General features: G+C 53.6%; 14 protein-coding genes. 1 reads left to right on the top strand and 13 read right to left on the bottom strand.

The annotated features are described in order from the left end of the window. Nucleotides 1–362 precede the first annotated feature (362 nt). Nucleotides 363–1,112 carry a DUF2161 family putative PD-(D/E)XK-type phosphodiesterase gene (locus tag ACY1JZ_RS09775; protein WP_462629015.1) on the top strand — a complete coding sequence of 250 codons (750 nt, stop codon included), beginning with the start codon at nt 363–365 and terminating at the stop codon, nt 1,110–1,112. Here ACY1JZ_RS09775 and ACY1JZ_RS09770 read toward each other — a convergent pair. From ACY1JZ_RS09770 to ACY1JZ_RS09710, 13 genes are all read right to left on the bottom strand, one after another. Next, nucleotides 1,109–2,446, bottom strand: a complete 1,338-nt coding sequence (locus tag ACY1JZ_RS09770) for an aminotransferase-like domain-containing protein (protein ID WP_462629014.1) — start codon at nt 2,444–2,446, stop codon at nt 1,109–1,111. The genes ACY1JZ_RS09775 and ACY1JZ_RS09770 overlap by 4 nt on opposite strands. Before the next feature lie 508 nt (nt 2,447–2,954). Further along, a complete protein-coding gene (locus ACY1JZ_RS09765; RefSeq protein WP_270164917.1) occupies nt 2,955–3,206 on the bottom strand; it encodes an AbrB/MazE/SpoVT family DNA-binding domain-containing protein in 252 nt (83 codons plus the stop codon). A gap of 316 nt (nt 3,207–3,522) precedes the next feature. After that, nucleotides 3,523–3,987 carry a tRNA (uridine(34)/cytosine(34)/5-carboxymethylaminomethyluridine(34)-2'-O)-methyltransferase TrmL gene (gene trmL / locus ACY1JZ_RS09760; protein ID WP_462629013.1) on the bottom strand — a complete coding sequence of 155 codons (465 nt, stop codon included), beginning with the start codon at nt 3,985–3,987 and terminating at the stop codon, nt 3,523–3,525. Nucleotides 3,988–4,130: 143 nt separating this feature from the next. Continuing rightward, entirely contained in the window at nt 4,131–5,222 is a 1,092-nt protein-coding gene (serC, locus tag ACY1JZ_RS09755) for a 3-phosphoserine/phosphohydroxythreonine transaminase (protein ID WP_462629012.1), read from the bottom strand. Between the two features lie 203 nt (nt 5,223–5,425). After that, a complete protein-coding gene (gene glnA / locus ACY1JZ_RS09750; protein ID WP_462629011.1) occupies nt 5,426–6,850 on the bottom strand; it encodes a type I glutamate--ammonia ligase in 1,425 nt (474 codons plus the stop codon). Between the two features lie 497 nt (nt 6,851–7,347). Next, nucleotides 7,348–8,409, bottom strand: a complete 1,062-nt coding sequence (aroF, locus tag ACY1JZ_RS09745) for a 3-deoxy-7-phosphoheptulonate synthase (protein ID WP_270164924.1) — start codon at nt 8,407–8,409, stop codon at nt 7,348–7,350. A 201-nt stretch (nt 8,410–8,610) separates the two neighbouring features. Next, nucleotides 8,611–9,561 (bottom strand): 4-hydroxy-3-methylbut-2-enyl diphosphate reductase, encoded by a 951-nt coding sequence (locus ACY1JZ_RS09740; protein ID WP_270164926.1) that lies wholly within the window; start codon nt 9,559–9,561, stop codon nt 8,611–8,613. Nucleotides 9,562–9,646: 85 nt separating this feature from the next. Further along, entirely contained in the window at nt 9,647–11,104 is a 1,458-nt protein-coding gene (locus tag ACY1JZ_RS09735) for a sensor histidine kinase (protein ID WP_462629010.1), read from the bottom strand. A 4-nt stretch (nt 11,105–11,108) separates the two neighbouring features. Beyond that, entirely contained in the window at nt 11,109–11,801 is a 693-nt protein-coding gene (locus ACY1JZ_RS09730; protein ID WP_270164929.1) for a response regulator transcription factor, read from the bottom strand. Nucleotides 11,802–11,979: 178 nt separating this feature from the next. Further along, complete coding sequence (locus ACY1JZ_RS09725; protein ID WP_462629009.1) at nt 11,980–13,638, bottom strand: S1C family serine protease; 1,659 nt, start codon at nt 13,636–13,638, stop codon at nt 11,980–11,982. A 494-nt stretch (nt 13,639–14,132) separates the two neighbouring features. After that, entirely contained in the window at nt 14,133–14,549 is a 417-nt protein-coding gene (locus tag ACY1JZ_RS09720) for a YugN family protein (protein ID WP_270164932.1), read from the bottom strand. 91 nt (nt 14,550–14,640) lie between these two features. Next, entirely contained in the window at nt 14,641–15,303 is a 663-nt protein-coding gene (locus ACY1JZ_RS09715; RefSeq protein ID WP_270164934.1) for a response regulator, read from the bottom strand. Between the two features lies 1 nt (nt 15,304). Next, nucleotides 15,305–16,336, bottom strand: coding sequence for a sensor histidine kinase (locus ACY1JZ_RS09710; RefSeq protein WP_462629008.1), 1,032 nt, complete (start codon nt 16,334–16,336; stop codon nt 15,305–15,307). Nucleotides 16,337–16,338 lie beyond the last annotated feature (2 nt).

Raw genomic sequence — 16,338 nt, 5'->3', positions numbered from 1 at the left:
TCTATACGCCCTACGCCGCCGCCCTGCCCCACAGCCAACCGCATAGCCACCGGCGATGCCGTCCGATGAGCAGCACCGTACAGTCATCGCTCAGAAATTCAAATTACTCTATAGGGGAACCCTATAGATGGCCACATTGGATTAAGCTGATGCCCAAAATTATGGAGTAATACATTCCTATGCATTGAGAGAGGGGAAGTTGCCCCATTTTTTTGTGCGTATCTGCAAAATAACATCGTCAACCGCAGCCGCTATCTCCTAGTAATCAGCGACTCCCGGGCTACAAGCATGGGCACCCGCCGCAACAGAGCTTATGGTATACTGGTTGCTATACTTAACTTTTACATAAGGAGAGAGCAAGCTTGGCCATCAAGCACGAAAGCGAGCTCTATGAGCCCATCAAGCAATACTATGAACAGCGTGGCTATACTGTCAAAGGAGAGGTGCTGCGCTGTGATCTGGTCGCCATTCGGGAGGGAACGGACAGCGAAGAGGACATGCTGATTGTGGAAATGAAAAAGACGTTCAATCTCGCTCTGCTGCTGCAGGGCGTCGAACGTCTGCGCCTGTCGTGTCAGGTCGTGCTGGCTGTAGAGCGCAACCGCTCCAAGAGAGGCGCCCATAACCAGCGCTTCGGCGAGCTTGCCGAGCTATGCCGGATGCTGGGACTGGGGCTGATGACCGTCACCTTCTATAAGACGAAGCAGCCGCAGATTGAGATGCTGTGCGAGCCGGGCGACACGCCGCGCAGAACGATGCGGCGCGCCCGCGCCAGCCGCACGCTGCGGGAGTTCAAGGAGCGCTCCGGCGACTACAATACGGGCGGTGTCACCGGACGCAAGCTGATGACCGCCTACAAGGAGAAGGCGCTGCGCTGCGCCTGGGCGCTCCAGCAGCTCGGCCCGTCCGCGCCGCGTGCGATTGCCGCTCACACCGATGTCAGTCAAGCCGGCGCTGTGCTGCGCAACAACTATTACGGCTGGTTCGAGCGGAGTGCGCGCGGCGTGTACCAGTTGCGCTCGCCAGGCGAGCAGGCGCTAGCGGAGCATGCTGCGGTCATAGCTGCCTGGCTCGAGGCATCCGGCAGAGCTGTACTGCCGCCAAGCCATTAGCTGCGGGCAGTGAATGCCGCCACCGCCTGCCCGAGACGCCGCACTCCCTCCTCCAACTGCTCCTCTGACGTCTGGCAGTAGTTAAGGCGCAAACCTTCACCTTGCTCGCTTGCTCCGCCTTGCTGCTGTCCATCGCCTGCCTGCTGCCGCCCCGCTTCGAATAATGCGCCAGCCGCCAGCAGCACGCCGCAGCGCTCCGCCTCGCGCAGCAGCGCCGTGGCTGCCAGTCCCGGCGGGAGCCGCAGCCACAGGAACATCCCGCCGCGCGGCTCCTCCCAGCGCAGAGCGGGCGCATGATCGCGCAGCAGCGCCTTCGTGCGCAGCAGCCGCCTGGAGCAGACTGCCGCCAGCCGCTTCAGTTGCTCCGCCAGCTTCAGCTTGGGCAGCAGCCTGCCAAGGGTCAACTGCTGCCCAAGCGGCAGGGCGTAGCGATGCGCTCCGCCCGCCAGCGACGGGATCAGCGGCGTTGCAGTCATGATCCAGGCCGCCTGCAGGACTGGCGCGTTGTGCTCCGCAGCCAGCGCGCCCCAGGAGCCGATGTGGATGACACCGCTCCACTTCGCCGCAGTGTCGTCCGGGCTCTGGGTCGCACGCGCAGCCAGACGAGCTCCATGCGCCTCATACGCGGCCTTGGAGCCTGCCAGCAGCGATGACTTCGGCAAGCTCCCATTCAGCGCTAGACCGCTGTATGGATGATCCTCTATTATCGGGACGCCGCTGCGCGCGGCCAGATGAAGCAGACTCTCGCGCCATTCGCTATCCCAACTGGAGCCGTCCGCCGGGTGGAGATCCGGCATCACATAGATGCACAGCGGACGCAGTCTGGCTAGCTGCGCCCCGATCCGTCGCATGTCGCGCTCTGCCCCACCCTGTCCAGTTGGATCGCCGCAGTCCATCGGTACGATGGATAACCCTAGCGTGCGCATCAACTTCATGCTGCGCCTGCAGCTTCGGGCTTGCACCAGCACCGCTCCCCCTCCCTCGCGGTCTATGAGCGTCCTCAGCACCCATTCCAACGCAGACAGTCTTTCCTTGGCGACCAGAAGTTGGCTGTGCCGAGTGATTCCCGTACCATGGCAGCGTCTCATGTGAGCATTGATCTCACCTGCAAGTAACAGATTTGTCCCTATTTCTCCATCTTGCTCCTTCAGGCAGCACAACAATTGACGGTCGTCTTCATGAATTGCGGATATAATAAGACGGTCATACAACGAATCCTCTGCCAACGAGATGCATTCGCACGTTATCCCAGCAGTTGCAGCCGCAAGCAGCTCATGAAGTCCCGCTCCGGCCCGTCTCTTACTAGCCTCGCCGCTACCTTGCTCCATCCCCACCGCTCATCGCCCCCCATCTGCCACAGTATACGCTGCTGCTTGCCTGTTCGTAACCTCTCGCTAGGAACGCTCGATCGACTGCGTCAACCTATTCGGAGGAAATGTAACAATCTGTTCACAACTTTATGCGTTTTCTTTTACAAAGGGATTGGGTATAATATAGGCAATGCTTTTTGGAGGTGTGTACGATGGAAATCTCATTGAATTTCGTCATTATCATGATTGTGATGGCTCTGTTTTTGACCGCTATGTTCACGGCGTCCTACAACGAAGATAAGACAAAAGGCCTATAAGAAAAGGAGCCCTCCATCTGGAAGGCTCCTTCTTCTATGCCGCAACACGCTGCAACATCAGGACAACTCCGTTGATTCCCCGATCCACCAGAACAACTGCGGAATGAAGCTGCGGCAACACGACGTATGTTGATTCCGTCATTGTATAATGGAGTGACGTAGCTGCAACGGAACAGGCCAGTTAGCCGACTATAGAAGCCGCTGGCCCATGCCCATTACGCTCGGCGCAATTGGGACATATCCTGAATGCAGGACGCACACAAGTAACGCTCTTTGAATTCGCGCACCTCTTCCATAGATCCACAAAAAACACATCTAGGACGGTAACGCTCCAAAATAATATGATCTCCCTGCACCAGAATTTCTACGGGGTCGCCCTCATTCATCTGGTATCTTTTACGAAGGGATTTGGGTAGGACAATACGCCCCAATTGGTCAACTTTTCTTACTACTCCTGCTGGTTTCACCGATTTTCACCTCTCCTGTGTCTAGAATTGCAAGTCATTTCTGAGAAACCATTGCTTTATTAACATTCGATGGTTCTGGCTTATTTCCTGCTGACTTGGTCAACTTTCTTAGTATTCTGCAATTATAGAACTAAGAGGTATAGGAAAGATGACAACCAATGTTCTCATACTATGCTGCAATGCTTTTTTTGAGCCTCTCGGCGAATCGCCGTTTGGCGTTAACCTCTTATGGGCAATAAATGTGGAATTAATACCGCATTATTACCCTGCAAGCCCCCGATTGAAACAGTCGCAGGCCCGCTAACACACCTTACTGTTAGTTCAAATCCACAAATCCGGTTTGTCTAAGCGCTTCGTAGACAATAATAGCCGCGGAATTCGACAAATTCAGAGAACGAACCTTATCGGTCATCGGCATCCTCATTAGACATCCCGGGTTAGAATCGAGCAGCTCCTGCGGAAGTCCTTTGGTTTCTTTGCCGAAAACCAAAAAATCTCCATCCTGATAGCTGAATTCGGAATATAGTTTGTCCGCCTTCGTACTAGCAAAGAAGAAGCGGGCATCTGAATGTTGTTGCACCACCTCCTGAAACGAATCATAATAATGAACCTGAACCGCATGCCAGTAATCAAGCCCAGCCCGCTTCAGCGTCCGGTCATCCGTGCGAAATCCCAGCGGTCTGACCAGATGAAGGTGCGTGCCGGTGGCTGCACAGGTTCGAGCTATATTTCCAGTGTTAGCCGGAATCTCCGGCTCCACCAGCACAATATGAAACGCCACACCAGCAACTCCTTGCATGTTGAATTGAGCAAGCGCAACGGCTTTGCCATCCTTGACAGACTAGGCTTCCGTTCGCACGGTAATCCGTTAGTATGAAAAGGCCGCTCGCCCATAAATGAGACCAGCGGCCCAGAGATGTCGAATTATCCGTTGCGGCGCTGGAAATCAGTCATAAATTCGGCCAACGCCTTGCAGTTCTCAAGTGGAACGGCGTTGTAGGTGGAAGCACGAAGACCGCCTACACTGCGATGGCCCTTCAGGCCAACAAAGCCCTGCTGCTCGGATTCCTTCACGAATTGCTTCTCCAGCTCCTCCGTCTGCAGTCTGAACGTAATGTTCATGACAGAACGGCTGTCCGCCTGGGCAAACCCGCGATAGAAGCCGCCACTGTGATCGATTGTATCATAGATGAGCTTCGTCTTGTCACGATTGTATTGCTCCAGTGCTGCTACGCCACCCTTGGCTTCAATCCATTTCAATACCAGATTAACCATATAGACCGAGAAGGAAGGCGGTGTATTGTACAGGGAATCGGCTTTGGCATGTGTATCATAACGCAGCATCGTTGGGACATGCTTCGGGCTGGAGGCTGCCAGATCGTCGCGAATGATGACGATGGTTACGCCGGAGGGGCCCAGATTTTTTTGTGCACCGGCATAGATGACACCGAATTGACTAATATCGACAGGTCTGGACATAATATCACTGGACATGTCGGCAATAAGCGGCACTTCCGGGCTCAATGTCGGAAATTGCGCGAATTGCGTGCCTTCGATCGTTTCGTTGGAGGTAATATGAAGATAGGAGGCGTTATCCGGCACCTCGATGCTGTCCAGGGCAGGGATGCGATTAAACTTGTCTGCCTCAGATGTTGCTGCGATGACCGTCTCTCCCACTAGCTGTGCTTCCTTGAGCGCCTTGATCGCCCAACTGCCCGTGTTCACGTAAGCGCCAGGCTTGCCTGCTTGCAGCAGATTGAGTGGAATCATGGAGAACTGGGTGCTGGCTCCGCCCTGCAGAAATAACACCTTGTAGTTGTCAGGAATTCCGTACAGCTTGCGCATCAGCGCTTGTGTTTCGTTATTGACCTGCTCGAAAGCAGCACTGCGGTGCGACATTTCCATAATAGACATGCCCGCACTATGATAATCCACGAATTGCTCTTGTGCTTGCTGCAGCACCTCAAGCGGCAGCGCCGCCGGTCCGGCATTAAAATTTAATGCTCTGTTCGTCAATTGAAACACTCCCTGTCTTTTTCATAAATTATGATATGGCTATGATAGCAAGTTTAGCGTTCTGCATCAAGTAAGGTTTTTGATCCCATTAGACAGAAAGCAACGATATATGTCGGAGCTTTGAACACGGCGTCGTATCTTGGCCGATAAAACACAAGGTAGGCCCCCTTAGGGAGCCTACCGAATTATACCAGGAATCGAGATTAGCAGTCAAAGTAAAGGCTGTATTCATGTGGATGAACACGGATGGATACGGCTTTTGCTTCTTGACGCTTAAACGCAACATAGTTGTCGATAAAGTCTTGGGAGAATACGCCACCTTCTGTCAAGAAGACGGAATCCGCTTCGAGAGCATCCAGCGCCTCGTCCAGTGTGCCCGGCACGCTGCGAATTTCTTTTTTCTCTTCATCAGACAGATCATAGATATTTTTGTCATAAGGACCATAGCCCAGAGCCGACGGATCGATGTTGCGCTTGATGCCGTCCAGACCAGCCAGCAGCATCGCCGCGAAGGACAGGTATGGATTCGCAGTGGAGTCCGGTGTACGGAACTCGATGCGGCAGCCTTTCGGCGTTACAGCAGCTACCGGAATACGAACTGCAGCAGAACGGTTTCCTTTGGAGAATACCAGATTCACCGGTGCTTCGTAGCCAGGAACAAGACGCTTGAACGAGTTCGTGCTCGGGTTAGTCAATGCAATCAATGCTGGAGCATGGTATAGAATGCCGCCGATGTAATTCAGAGCCATCTTGCTCAGGTTAGCGTAGCCGCCTTTCTCATAGAAGAGCGGAGAATCGCCATTGAAGATCGATTGGTGAACGTGCATTCCGCTACCGTTGTCGCCAAACATCGGCTTCGGCATGAATGTCGCTACTTTACCATATTGGCGAGCTACATTATGAATGATGTATTTATATTTCAACAGATTGTCAGCGGTTTTGGTCAGTGTGTCGAAGCGGAAGTTGATTTCGCCTTGACCCGCAGTCGCAACCTCATGGTGATGACGCTCGACACGCAGTCCTGCTTCTTGCATCAGTCGAACCATCTCGCTGCGGATGTCTTGCTGGGTATCAACTGGAGCAACCGGCACATAGCCGCCTTTTACGCCAATTTTGAAGCCCAGGTTGCCGCCTTCTTCCTTACGACCAGTATTCCAAGCCGCTTCTTCGGAATCCACCGAGAAGAAGGACGTGTTCATGCCGCTCTCATAGCGAACATCATCGAAGATGAAGAATTCGGACTCAGGCGCGAAGAATGCTGCTGTGCCTACGCCGCTGCTCTGCAGAAATTCTTCTGCCTTTTGCGCGATGCTGCGCGGGTCACGATCATAGCGCTCGCCATCCGGTGTATGAATGTTACACATAATAATCAGTGTAGGATGTGCTGTGAAGGGATCAATATACGCAGTTTCTGTGTCTGGCATCATGACCATGTCAGATTCCTCAATGCCACGGAAGCCTGGAATGGAAGATCCGTCAAATGCAACACCGTTCTCAAACGTCTCGGCTTCCACCTCTGTAGCAGGAAGCGAGATATGGTGTGCGCGACCGGAAAGATCTACAAAACGAAAATCAACAAACTGAACATCGTTTTCCTTGATTGTGTCTAAAACCTTTTGAACTGACATCTTATATTTCCTCCATTTCCGAACGTTAGCATTGATCTGAACTGTTATTGTTCAAGTTTTGCTTTAACCATGTCGTTATTATAAAACTCTCCCCGAACGTTCGTCAATATCTATGTAAGGTATTTTTTGAGCCCATGTCAGGTATCCTTACACTTTTATGGATATTTTCACAAATTAGCCATAGATATGTCTTGACATCTACTTGAATCTGCCTATTGAGAGCGATTTCAAGTTATGTATCCAAGTATTATTTCCTTGATAATCATTTAATGGATATATTTACAAAAATGAAGAATGTTCGTTTATTAAGCCCATGGCATCCAATACGCCACCATGAACGGCTATGCCCGCCCGCCCTTGACGGGTTAAGCCGGACATAGGGGTCAGATCGGAGCATCCAGGCCAACGCATCCTTGGCAGCAAAGCTTCGCCTCGCAGGAGAGCGAGCAAAAAAAACAGGCTGCAGAGGGTCATCTCTACAGCCTGATCGATCCTTATTATTTTTTCCAAGTGGCAAATGCCTCAGCCGGCGCTTTCTCTGTATTGAAGTTTCTGTTAACCAGCGCCCCGAGCTTCTCCAAATCCTTGAGCAGCGCTGCGAACTGATCCGGGAACAGCGATTGCACGCCATCGCCAGTCATCGAGTTGTCCGGGTCCGTATGCATCTCGATAATCAAGCCATTCGCTCCGGCCGCCACAGACGCCTTGGACATCGGCTCTACCAGCTCCCTGCGTCCTGTGCCATGGCTCGGGTCCGAGATGACCGGAAGATGGCTCAACTGCTGAAGTACCGGGATAGCGGATAGATCCAGCGTATTGCGCGTGTAGGATTCGAAGGTACGAATGCCACGCTCGCACAGCATCACGTTCGGATTGCCGCCCGCGAGGATGTATTCTGCTGCGTTAAGGAACTCGTCGTATGTGGAGCTGAAGCCACGCTTGAGCAGCACAGGCGTCTGAATCGTGCCCAGCTTGCGGAGCAGATCGAAGTTCTGCATATTGCGCGTGCCCACCTGCAGGATGTCAGCGTATTCCGCGCAAATATCTACGTATTCCGGCGTCATCACTTCTGTAATCGTCAGCAGACCGTGCTTGCGCCCTGCCTCCGCCATCATCTTCAAGCCCTCTACCCCTACGCCCTGGAAGCTGTACGGCCCTGTACGCGGCTTGAACGCCCCGCCACGCAGCACCTGGCCCCCCGCAGCCTTAACGAGCCGCGCAATCTCGTCGATCTGCTCGGGCGACTCCACTGCGCATGGACCGCCCATAATGACCAGATGGCTACCACCGATCTTGACACCTTTAATATCAATGATCGTATCGTCCGGATGGAAGTCGCGGCTGGCCAGCTTGTAGGACTTGGAGATTTTGATGACCTCTTCCACACCCTTCAGTTGACGCAGATGCTCAGATAGCGTCGGCTCTGCCTTGCCGATGATGCCGATGACCGTCCGGTCGGTGCCTCGCGATACATGAGCCTGCACGCCGCCCTTCTCAATATGCTCCACAATTTCAGCGATCCGTTCTTCTGTTACATCCGATTTTGTAATTACGATCATCGTTCATTCTCTCCTTTTCACTTTAACGCTTGTACGCTTTTATGCTTCGATGCTTTTTAGCTTCTACGCTTTTATGCTTTTATTCGTTAAAGTAAATATACAAGAAAAAACCGCCCTCGTCAACCCCTAATTCCACAGCAGCAGCAAGCAACCGTTGCAGACGTATGTGGGGAAAATCGATGGCGGCTTATTGCCAGCCGGTTAGGACTTGGACTTCGTCCGAAGCCGTGGCAGCAGCTTCTCCATATCAATCGTTCGCTTCAGCTCCCAGGTCGACGGGACGAGCGGGTTATATTGCTCCAGAAACGCAATAACCTCCTTCGTAATGGGCGTTGGCGTTGACGCACCGGAGGTCACAGCCACTGTGCGGACGCCCTCCAGCCATTCCAGCTTCAGCTCACTCAGATCGGAGATGCGGTAGGAGGTGACCCCGGCAATCTCCTCCGACACCTGCGCCAGCCGATTCGAGTTGTTGCTCCGCGGATCGCCGACGACCAGACACAGATCTGCCTGCCCTGCCTGCTCTGCAACAGCCTCCTGCCTCACCTGGGTAGCCAGGCAGATCTCATTATGCACCTCGGCCTCTGGATACTTGTCCTGCAGGCGGCTGATCAGATGCTTGATGTCCCATTGCGACATCGTCGTCTGATTGGTAATCAAGAGCTTGCTATGCGCCAGCTCCAGCCGCTCGATCTCAGCTTCCTTCTCGATGAGGTATACATCCTCCGGCGCGATGCCGATCGCCCCTTCCGGCTCAGGATGCCCCTTCTTGCCGATATAGATAATCTTATAGCCCTCAGCAACCTTCTCCCGAATCAGATCATGGGTACGGGTCACATCGGGGCAGGTCGCATCGACAATCGTCAATCCCTTCTCGCGGGCACGCTTGCGCACCTCGGGCGAGACGCCATGAGCAGTGAGAATGATCGTCCCCTTCTCCACCTGCTCCAGAATATTCAGCCTGTTCTCTCCATCCAGCGTAATGATGCCTTCGCGCTCGAAGGCTTCGGTTACATGGGAATTATGCACAATCATGCCCAAAATATAAATCGGACGCGGCAAATCGGGATTTTTGGCTGCCTGCAGCGCAAGCACCATCGCATCCACAACACCATAGCAGTAGCCGCGCGGCGATATTTTCACAATATCCACTTGGAATGCCACCTGCTTTCTGACAGAATCGGCTCATCATCGTTGTCTTGGCCCATTCGAGTCTGATGGCTCCATTATACCCTAATTAACCCTCCTGAGGAAAGCTGACGGGCAGCCAGATCAAAAATGTCGTCCCTTCCCCTTCACGGGTCTTCACCTCAATCGAGCCGCCATGCTCGTCGATGATCCATTTGGCGATCGACAAGCCAAGGCCGGTGCCCGCCGTCTTGCCGCGAGACAGGTCAGCACGGTAGAAGCGATCAAAGATATGCGGAATCTCATCCGAGTTCATGCCGATGCCCGTATCCCTTACCGAGATGCCCGCCTGATTCTGTGCGGTCATCGCCTCCAGCTCCACATAGCCCTCCGGGGTATACTTGAACGCATTCTCAATGAAAATGAACAGTAGCTGCCGCAAGTAATCCTCATTGCCGATGACATGCACCGCCCGCAGCGGCGACAGATCCCCGATCCGCAGCTCAACAGTGCGCGGCAGCAGTTGAGCACGCCGGGCGACCTCCTCTACCAGCGGCAGCAGCTCGACAGAGGTCTTCTCCATCACATAACCAGCATCCGCACGGGCAAGGGACAGCATATCGCTCACAAGACGCGTCATTCGTTTCGCCTCATCCGAGATATCGCGCATCGCCTCCAGCGACATCTCCGCCTGCTCCGCGTGCAGCACAACCTGCTTGCCCTCCTGGTTCATCTCCTCCAGACGAGGCTGCCACATCTTCTCCAGCAGATCGATATTGCCGCGAATCGTGGTGAGCGGTGTACGCAGCTCATGCGAGGCGTCAGACACAAAGCGCCGCTGTGCCTTATAGGCCTCATCCAGCTCGTTATAGGTCGTCTCGAGCCGGGACAGCATCCCGTTGAGCGTATCTGTCAGTCGCCCCATCTCATCATTCGGATTGCCGCGCGGGATGCGAACGCTCAGATTGGAGCCATTCTCAATCTTATTGGTCGCCTGAATGACATTTTCGATCGGACGCAGCGCCTTGCGAGCCAGAAACAGACCGAAGTTGAAGGCGATCAATATCGCTGTCAAAATGGACAGGGTGAGAATGGATTGGAGATGGCTCAGCAGACGCTCCTCACGTCCGGTATAGGCGGCCACCTGGAGCAGCCCTACCGTCTCTCCCGTGTCCGGCAGCACGAGCGGACGCTGATAGACCAGGAACGGCACATCCTGTACACTGGTCGTCACATAGCCCTCTTGCAGATGCAGACTATTATCCGGGTACGGAAAATCAACCCCACGCAGATTCGTCGTCGTCGATCTGGTGTTGGTCTGGTAATTGACCACCTGGATGTACAGCTCCTCGCCCTTGATTGTATTCGGATTCACATTCAGCCTCAGCCGTTCAAAGAAATCTCTCGTTCCCGAGATTCCGATGCTGTTGACCTGCTGTTCAATTTGGGATTTGACCGTACTATACGTAAAATATTGCACCAGGAAAAATATCGATATTCCCAAGCCGATGAGGGTAATCGCCAACAGCCCTGAATACCACATTGTCAGCCTAAGACGGATAGACATGATGTCAGCCGACCTCCCCTTTTAGCACATAGCCTGTACCGCGCACGGTCTGAATCAACCGTTTGCCGCCCCCATCCTCAGTTTTTTGGCGCAGCATGGCGATATAAACCTCCAGCACATTCGACTCGCCGCTGAAGTCGTATCCCCATATTTTCTCCATAATCGTCTCGCGGGTGAGCACCCGGCGCGGATTTTGCATGAAGAGATGCAGCAAGTCGAACTCCTTGCTTGTCAGCTCGAAGGTTCTCCCCGCCCGGATCGCTTCCCGCGAATCCAGATCAAGCACCAGGTCCTCATAGGTCAGCCGGCTGCTGCTCGTCTCTGTCTTGTCCGTCTTGCGGCGCAGCAATGCGCGAACACGGGCCAGCAGTTCCTCCAGTGCGAACGGCTTGACGAGGTAATCGTCCGCCCCCAGGTCAAGTCCCCGCACCCGATCCTGCACCTCATCCTTCGCGGTCAGCATCAGGATCGGCACGGAGCTTCCTCCCTCACGCACTCGCTTCGCGACCTCCCAGCCGTCTACCTGCGGCATCATCACATCCAGGATCAGCAGATCCGGATCAGCCGTCATCATCTGCTTCAGTCCTTCCAAGCCATTGGGTGCGGTCACGACCTCATACCCTTCAAAGGCAAGGCTTCGCCTAAGCAACGAAGTAATCTTCTCATCATCATCGATCACCATGATTTGTGGTCTCACGTTTTGTCCTCATCCCCGTTTTTCATCCATTATATACAAGTCTATATGTTATTTAAAGAGCATGTCCCAGCCCTGATTCAGTCAGAGCAACTACAGGTGTGAACAGAACATGAATACAAAACAGGCAGGTGTTATACCTGCCTGTCTGCCGTTGCCTGCTAGTCTGCTGCGCAGCAGCTTATTGCATCATATTGAAGGTGGTGCTGTCGCCAATCTCGACTGTCAAGTCCATCGCCTGTCCGCCGCGCATAATGTTCAGCGTGATCGAGTCGCCCACATTTTGCTTCTTGATCTGAGCGATCAGCTCCTCCTTCGTTTTGTACTTCGTACCGTTAATGCCGACCAGCACATCGAACTGGCGCAGGTCGCCCTTGTAGGCAGGGGAGTTATAGTACACATTGCGTACCAGTGCGCCCTCTGTAGAGCTCAAGCCGAGCTGCTTGGCGTATTCGTCCGTCAGATCCATCAGATCAGCACCGATGAACGGCTTCGGAATTTCCTTGTTATTCTTCAGATTATCCAGCACGTCCTTAATCGTACTCGTCGGAATCGCAAATCCGATGCCCTGAGCGCTCGAGCTAATGGCAGTGTTGATGCCGATCACCTCGCCGCTGGTGTTCAGCAGCGGGCCGCCGGAGTTGCCCGGGTTAATGGAAGCATCCGTCTGAAGCAGATGCTCGTAGTTGCGCGTGCCATCCTGATCAGAGATCGAGATTGGACGTTCCTTGGCGCTCAGTACACCGACCGTTACCGTATGGTCAAAGCCTTGCGGGTTGCCGATCGCTACTACCCAATCGCCGATATTAATGGAGTCGGAGCTGCCCAGCTTCAGGCTCGGGAAGCCCTCGCCCTCAATCTTCAATACGGCCAGATCCAGATTGTAGTCCGAGCCAAGCAGCTTCGCCTCGAACGGTGTCGCATAGCCCTGCACCGTCACCTCAATCTTGTCCGAATTGGCAATAACATGCTGATTCGTCAGGATGTAGCCATTGCTCTCGAAGAGGAAGCCGGAGCCCAGGCCATTCTCTACCAGGCCGCCATTGCTGTCGCTGCCATTGCCATTGTTGTCATTCCCTCTCTCGGAGCCCCGAGGTGTATAGCTATCGCCAAAGAATTGGCGGAAAAACGGATCAAGCGAATTACTGGAGCTGGAACGTGCATTCACATAGGTGTTAATCTTCACAACGGCCGGGCTTGCCTGATTAAATATCTGTGCAATATTGTTGGGCCGTGTGCCATCAAGTGCATTGGATACCGTTCCCCCTGCACCTGACGCGCTGGCCTTCACTGCGCTCTCCGAGTGGCTGGCAACCGCTGCGTTATTATTGAAGGTGAACCAGTTCTGATTGTCTGCCACTGCCATTAGCGAGCCCACCACGATGACTCCCGCCATAAACGCGGCGAACATGGTTTTGAAAGAGGTACCGCGCTTCTCCTTGCTCGCCTTCCAATTCGCCGTCGGCTGAGGCTTGGTTGCTGGTGCGGCATCCGGGTGATAGACTCGAGTCTGATCTGGAGGCGTAACCTCCACCTGCGATGACGGCAACGGCTGGGCAAAGCGTGAGGCAGGGGGCGTGTTGTAGCTGGAGCTATGCGAGCTATAGGACGGCTCCGATCGATCCGACCGCTCCGTGCCTGCAGAGGAAGCCTCCTGCATCGCGTCGCTATCTATGCTCCGCTTGAATGGCCCATAGGAATAATAATAGGATGGCTTCTCTTCCTCTTGGCCAGGGGAATGAGACTCCGATGGCTCATTGCGCTCCTGCCGCTCTCCATTGTCGTCTGAACGTTTGCCGAAAAAATCATCATAATTGTTTCTTTTGTTGTTGTCGTCCATGCTTCATTCCTCCTCAATCTATATCAAGCAAAGTGGTTAGTTGTTATGCTTATATATTGCACAATGTACCTTAAACGAATATTAAAAAACCATAAAATCAAAATAAAGTATTTGCATGCCTAAACCCAGTAAAATCAAGGGTTTAGCGTGCTGCTACGTGTTGCTGCGCGCTGGCATGCCTGTACGGATTGTGGGCAGAAAGTGGGCATAATTAAAACATCAAAATACCCTCATCTCCGTGGTATTTCACCCTATCTTTAATATTTAGCATTCCCCTATAATCCCTCTGAAAAACAATTAAGACAGTGAAAACTTAAAAAGCCCAGAGATAATTCTCAAGGGCTTAAACCTATGTCACTGTGTTTCTTCTTAGCTAGGCGCTTTTTCGCAGGCGTACCGGGGGCTACCATTAATGGATATTATTAGCATTTTAAACCGAAATAAAAAAGAATTTCCTGTGCGGTGCACAACGAAATTCTTCATATCGGAGAAACCTATCCATTAGGAAACAACTGCTCCACCTGCTCCAGCTTGCTGCGAGCCTCCTCAATCCACTTCTGCTCTACAGGAGCATCCGGGTCAAGCGGAGGCTGGAACTGATCCACTAGCCCGCCCAATGTCCGCGGCTGGGCTTCCGGGTCCAGGCCTTCATTATATACATGCTTCAGTACGTAGGGCTGACCTAGCCGAATCTTCGCATCATTCTCCTCGGTTTCTCCATCCAGGTTGCCATTGATGACATCAAAGGGGATGCGCAGCCATACCTTATGCGCCTCATCCAGATAGCGGTCGAAGGAGCCATGCTTGTAATCCCAGTTGCCTCCCAAGGCAAACTGGTGCTCCTCCAGCATTTTCATTATCTCCACAAACTCTTGTTCACGCGCTTCAAGCTTGGACGATAGTGGGATCATAGGGGATGCGTCTCCTTTACAATCGAAATAGTGACCGTCAGCCGCCGCTTAACGTTTCTTCTATTTCTAGTGTAACCAGAAGCTCCTCTTTTTATGTGCTCCGCACCCAGCCTTTGCGATGCGCATACACAGCGAGCTGCGTCCGATCCTCTACCTCGCACTTCATCAGCAGATTGCTGACATGTGTTTTCACCGTTTTGATGCCGATATGCAGCTCCTCGCCAATCTCCTTGTTCGTCCGCCCCTCAGCAATCAGATACAGCACTTCCTTCTCCCGCTCCGTCAGGTTCTCATCCGAGCCCTGAGCCGATAACTGCCGCAGGCCGCGTGTCAGCGCTTGAGAGACATCGGCGGTCATCACCGGCATACCCTTGACTGCCCCTTGGAGGGCATAGATCAGCTCCTCCGCCGAGACCGTCTTGAGCACATAGCTGACGGCACCAGCCTCAATCGCCGCAACCACCTTCTCATCCTCCAAGAAGCTGGTCAGCATGACGATCTTTAGGCTAGGATCGACGCTCATCATCGCTTTGGTGGTGGCTACGCCATCCATTATCGGCATCATCAGATCCATCAGCACAATCTGCGGCCGCTGCTCGACGGGGCAAGCCTCCAGCCATTGCACCGCCTGCTGACCATTGGCCGCCTCCGCTATCACTTCAAAACTCGGCTCAAGCATAAGGTACGTTCTTAGCCCTGCTCTTACCATATCGTGGTCATCTACAATCATAATGCGTGAGCTTTGCTGACTCATGTTATGCTTCCTCCTTGCGGTTTAACTTCGGAACGGTCACGCGCACGATCGTGCCCCCGCCCGGCTTGCTCAATATTTCCGCATCTCCGCCTAGACGCTGCGCCCGCTCTCTCATCGTCGACAGTCCGTAGGAGCCGCGCTGCACCTGATCGGCACGGAAGCCGCCCCCGTCATCCTGCAGGATGAGCATGAGCTGCCGCTCCGTCTCTCGAACGGTTAGCGTTGCCGTCTTGGCTGAAGCATGCTTGACGATATTGGCCATCCCCTCCTGTATGATCAGGAAAAATTGATGCTCCTTCGCCTCCGTAAGCGCCGTAGCAAGCTGCCAGTCGAGAATACCCTGCAGCCCGTTTTGCCGGCAATAGTCAGGGAACCATTTGTCCAGCGCCTGCTGCAGCGATCTGCCCTCCAGTTCAAGCGGTCGCAGCTTGGCGATCAGCCCTCTCATCTGACGCTGAGCCAGCGACGACATCTGGATTAATTGCTCCATCACTTCCCCGGCTTTACCCGGATTCAGCTCCAGCAGCTTCGGCAGTGACGAGGCCGACATATGTATCGCAAACAACTGCTGGCTGACGGTGTCATGCAGATCGCGCCCCAGCCGTTTGCGCTCTTCCATTACAGCAGCTTCAACCGATGCGCCGTGTTGCATCACCTGCTCCTCACCTAGCTGCTGAATCAGATGCAGCCTCTCCTCCATTGCAGACACCATGCGGTTAAATTCGGTATGCGCCGGAGAGAATGAGCCTGCCTGTTGCTCTGGAAGCCGCACATCCAGATTGCCATTAGCCGCTTGCTTCAGTCCCAGATGCAAGGTATCGATCTGATTCATAATGCGCTGCGCTGCCCAGTAGCCGGCCCCTATGTTCACCAGCAACACAAGCGCGAGCGTGATGAGATACATCTCGCTCGCTTTAATAGAGCCCTGTAGCCATGAGGGCAGAACGTTATAGATAATGAGCGACGCACAAGCCGCCATGATAAAGAACAGTATAAGCTCCCATTTGGTACTTCTTAGCAGTCTGACTACCACGC

It is taken from the genome of Paenibacillus sp. J5 (assembly GCF_054955055.1).
Note: the sequence above shows the minus strand (reverse complement) of the source record. Positions and strands in the feature narration are given on the sequence as shown.

What these genes read in the sequence shown, in the direction of transcription:
- ACY1JZ_RS09720 (WP_270164932.1), bottom strand. Translation starts at nt 14,549, where the DNA reads ATGATCCCACTATCGTCCAAGCTTGAAGCGCGTGAACAAGAGTTTGTG.
- ACY1JZ_RS09725 (WP_462629009.1), bottom strand. Translation starts at nt 13,638, where the DNA reads ATGGACGACAACAACAAAAGAAACAATTATGATGATTTTTTCGGCAAA.
- ACY1JZ_RS09735 (WP_462629010.1), bottom strand. Translation starts at nt 11,104, where the DNA reads ATGTCTATCCGTCTTAGGCTGACAATGTGGTATTCAGGGCTGTTGGCG.
- aroF (WP_270164924.1), bottom strand. Translation starts at nt 8,409, where the DNA reads ATGATCGTAATTACAAAATCGGATGTAACAGAAGAACGGATCGCTGAA.
- glnA (WP_462629011.1), bottom strand. Translation starts at nt 6,850, where the DNA reads ATGTCAGTTCAAAAGGTTTTAGACACAATCAAGGAAAACGATGTTCAG.
- ACY1JZ_RS09715 (WP_270164934.1), bottom strand. Translation starts at nt 15,303, where the DNA reads ATGAGTCAGCAAAGCTCACGCATTATGATTGTAGATGACCACGATATG.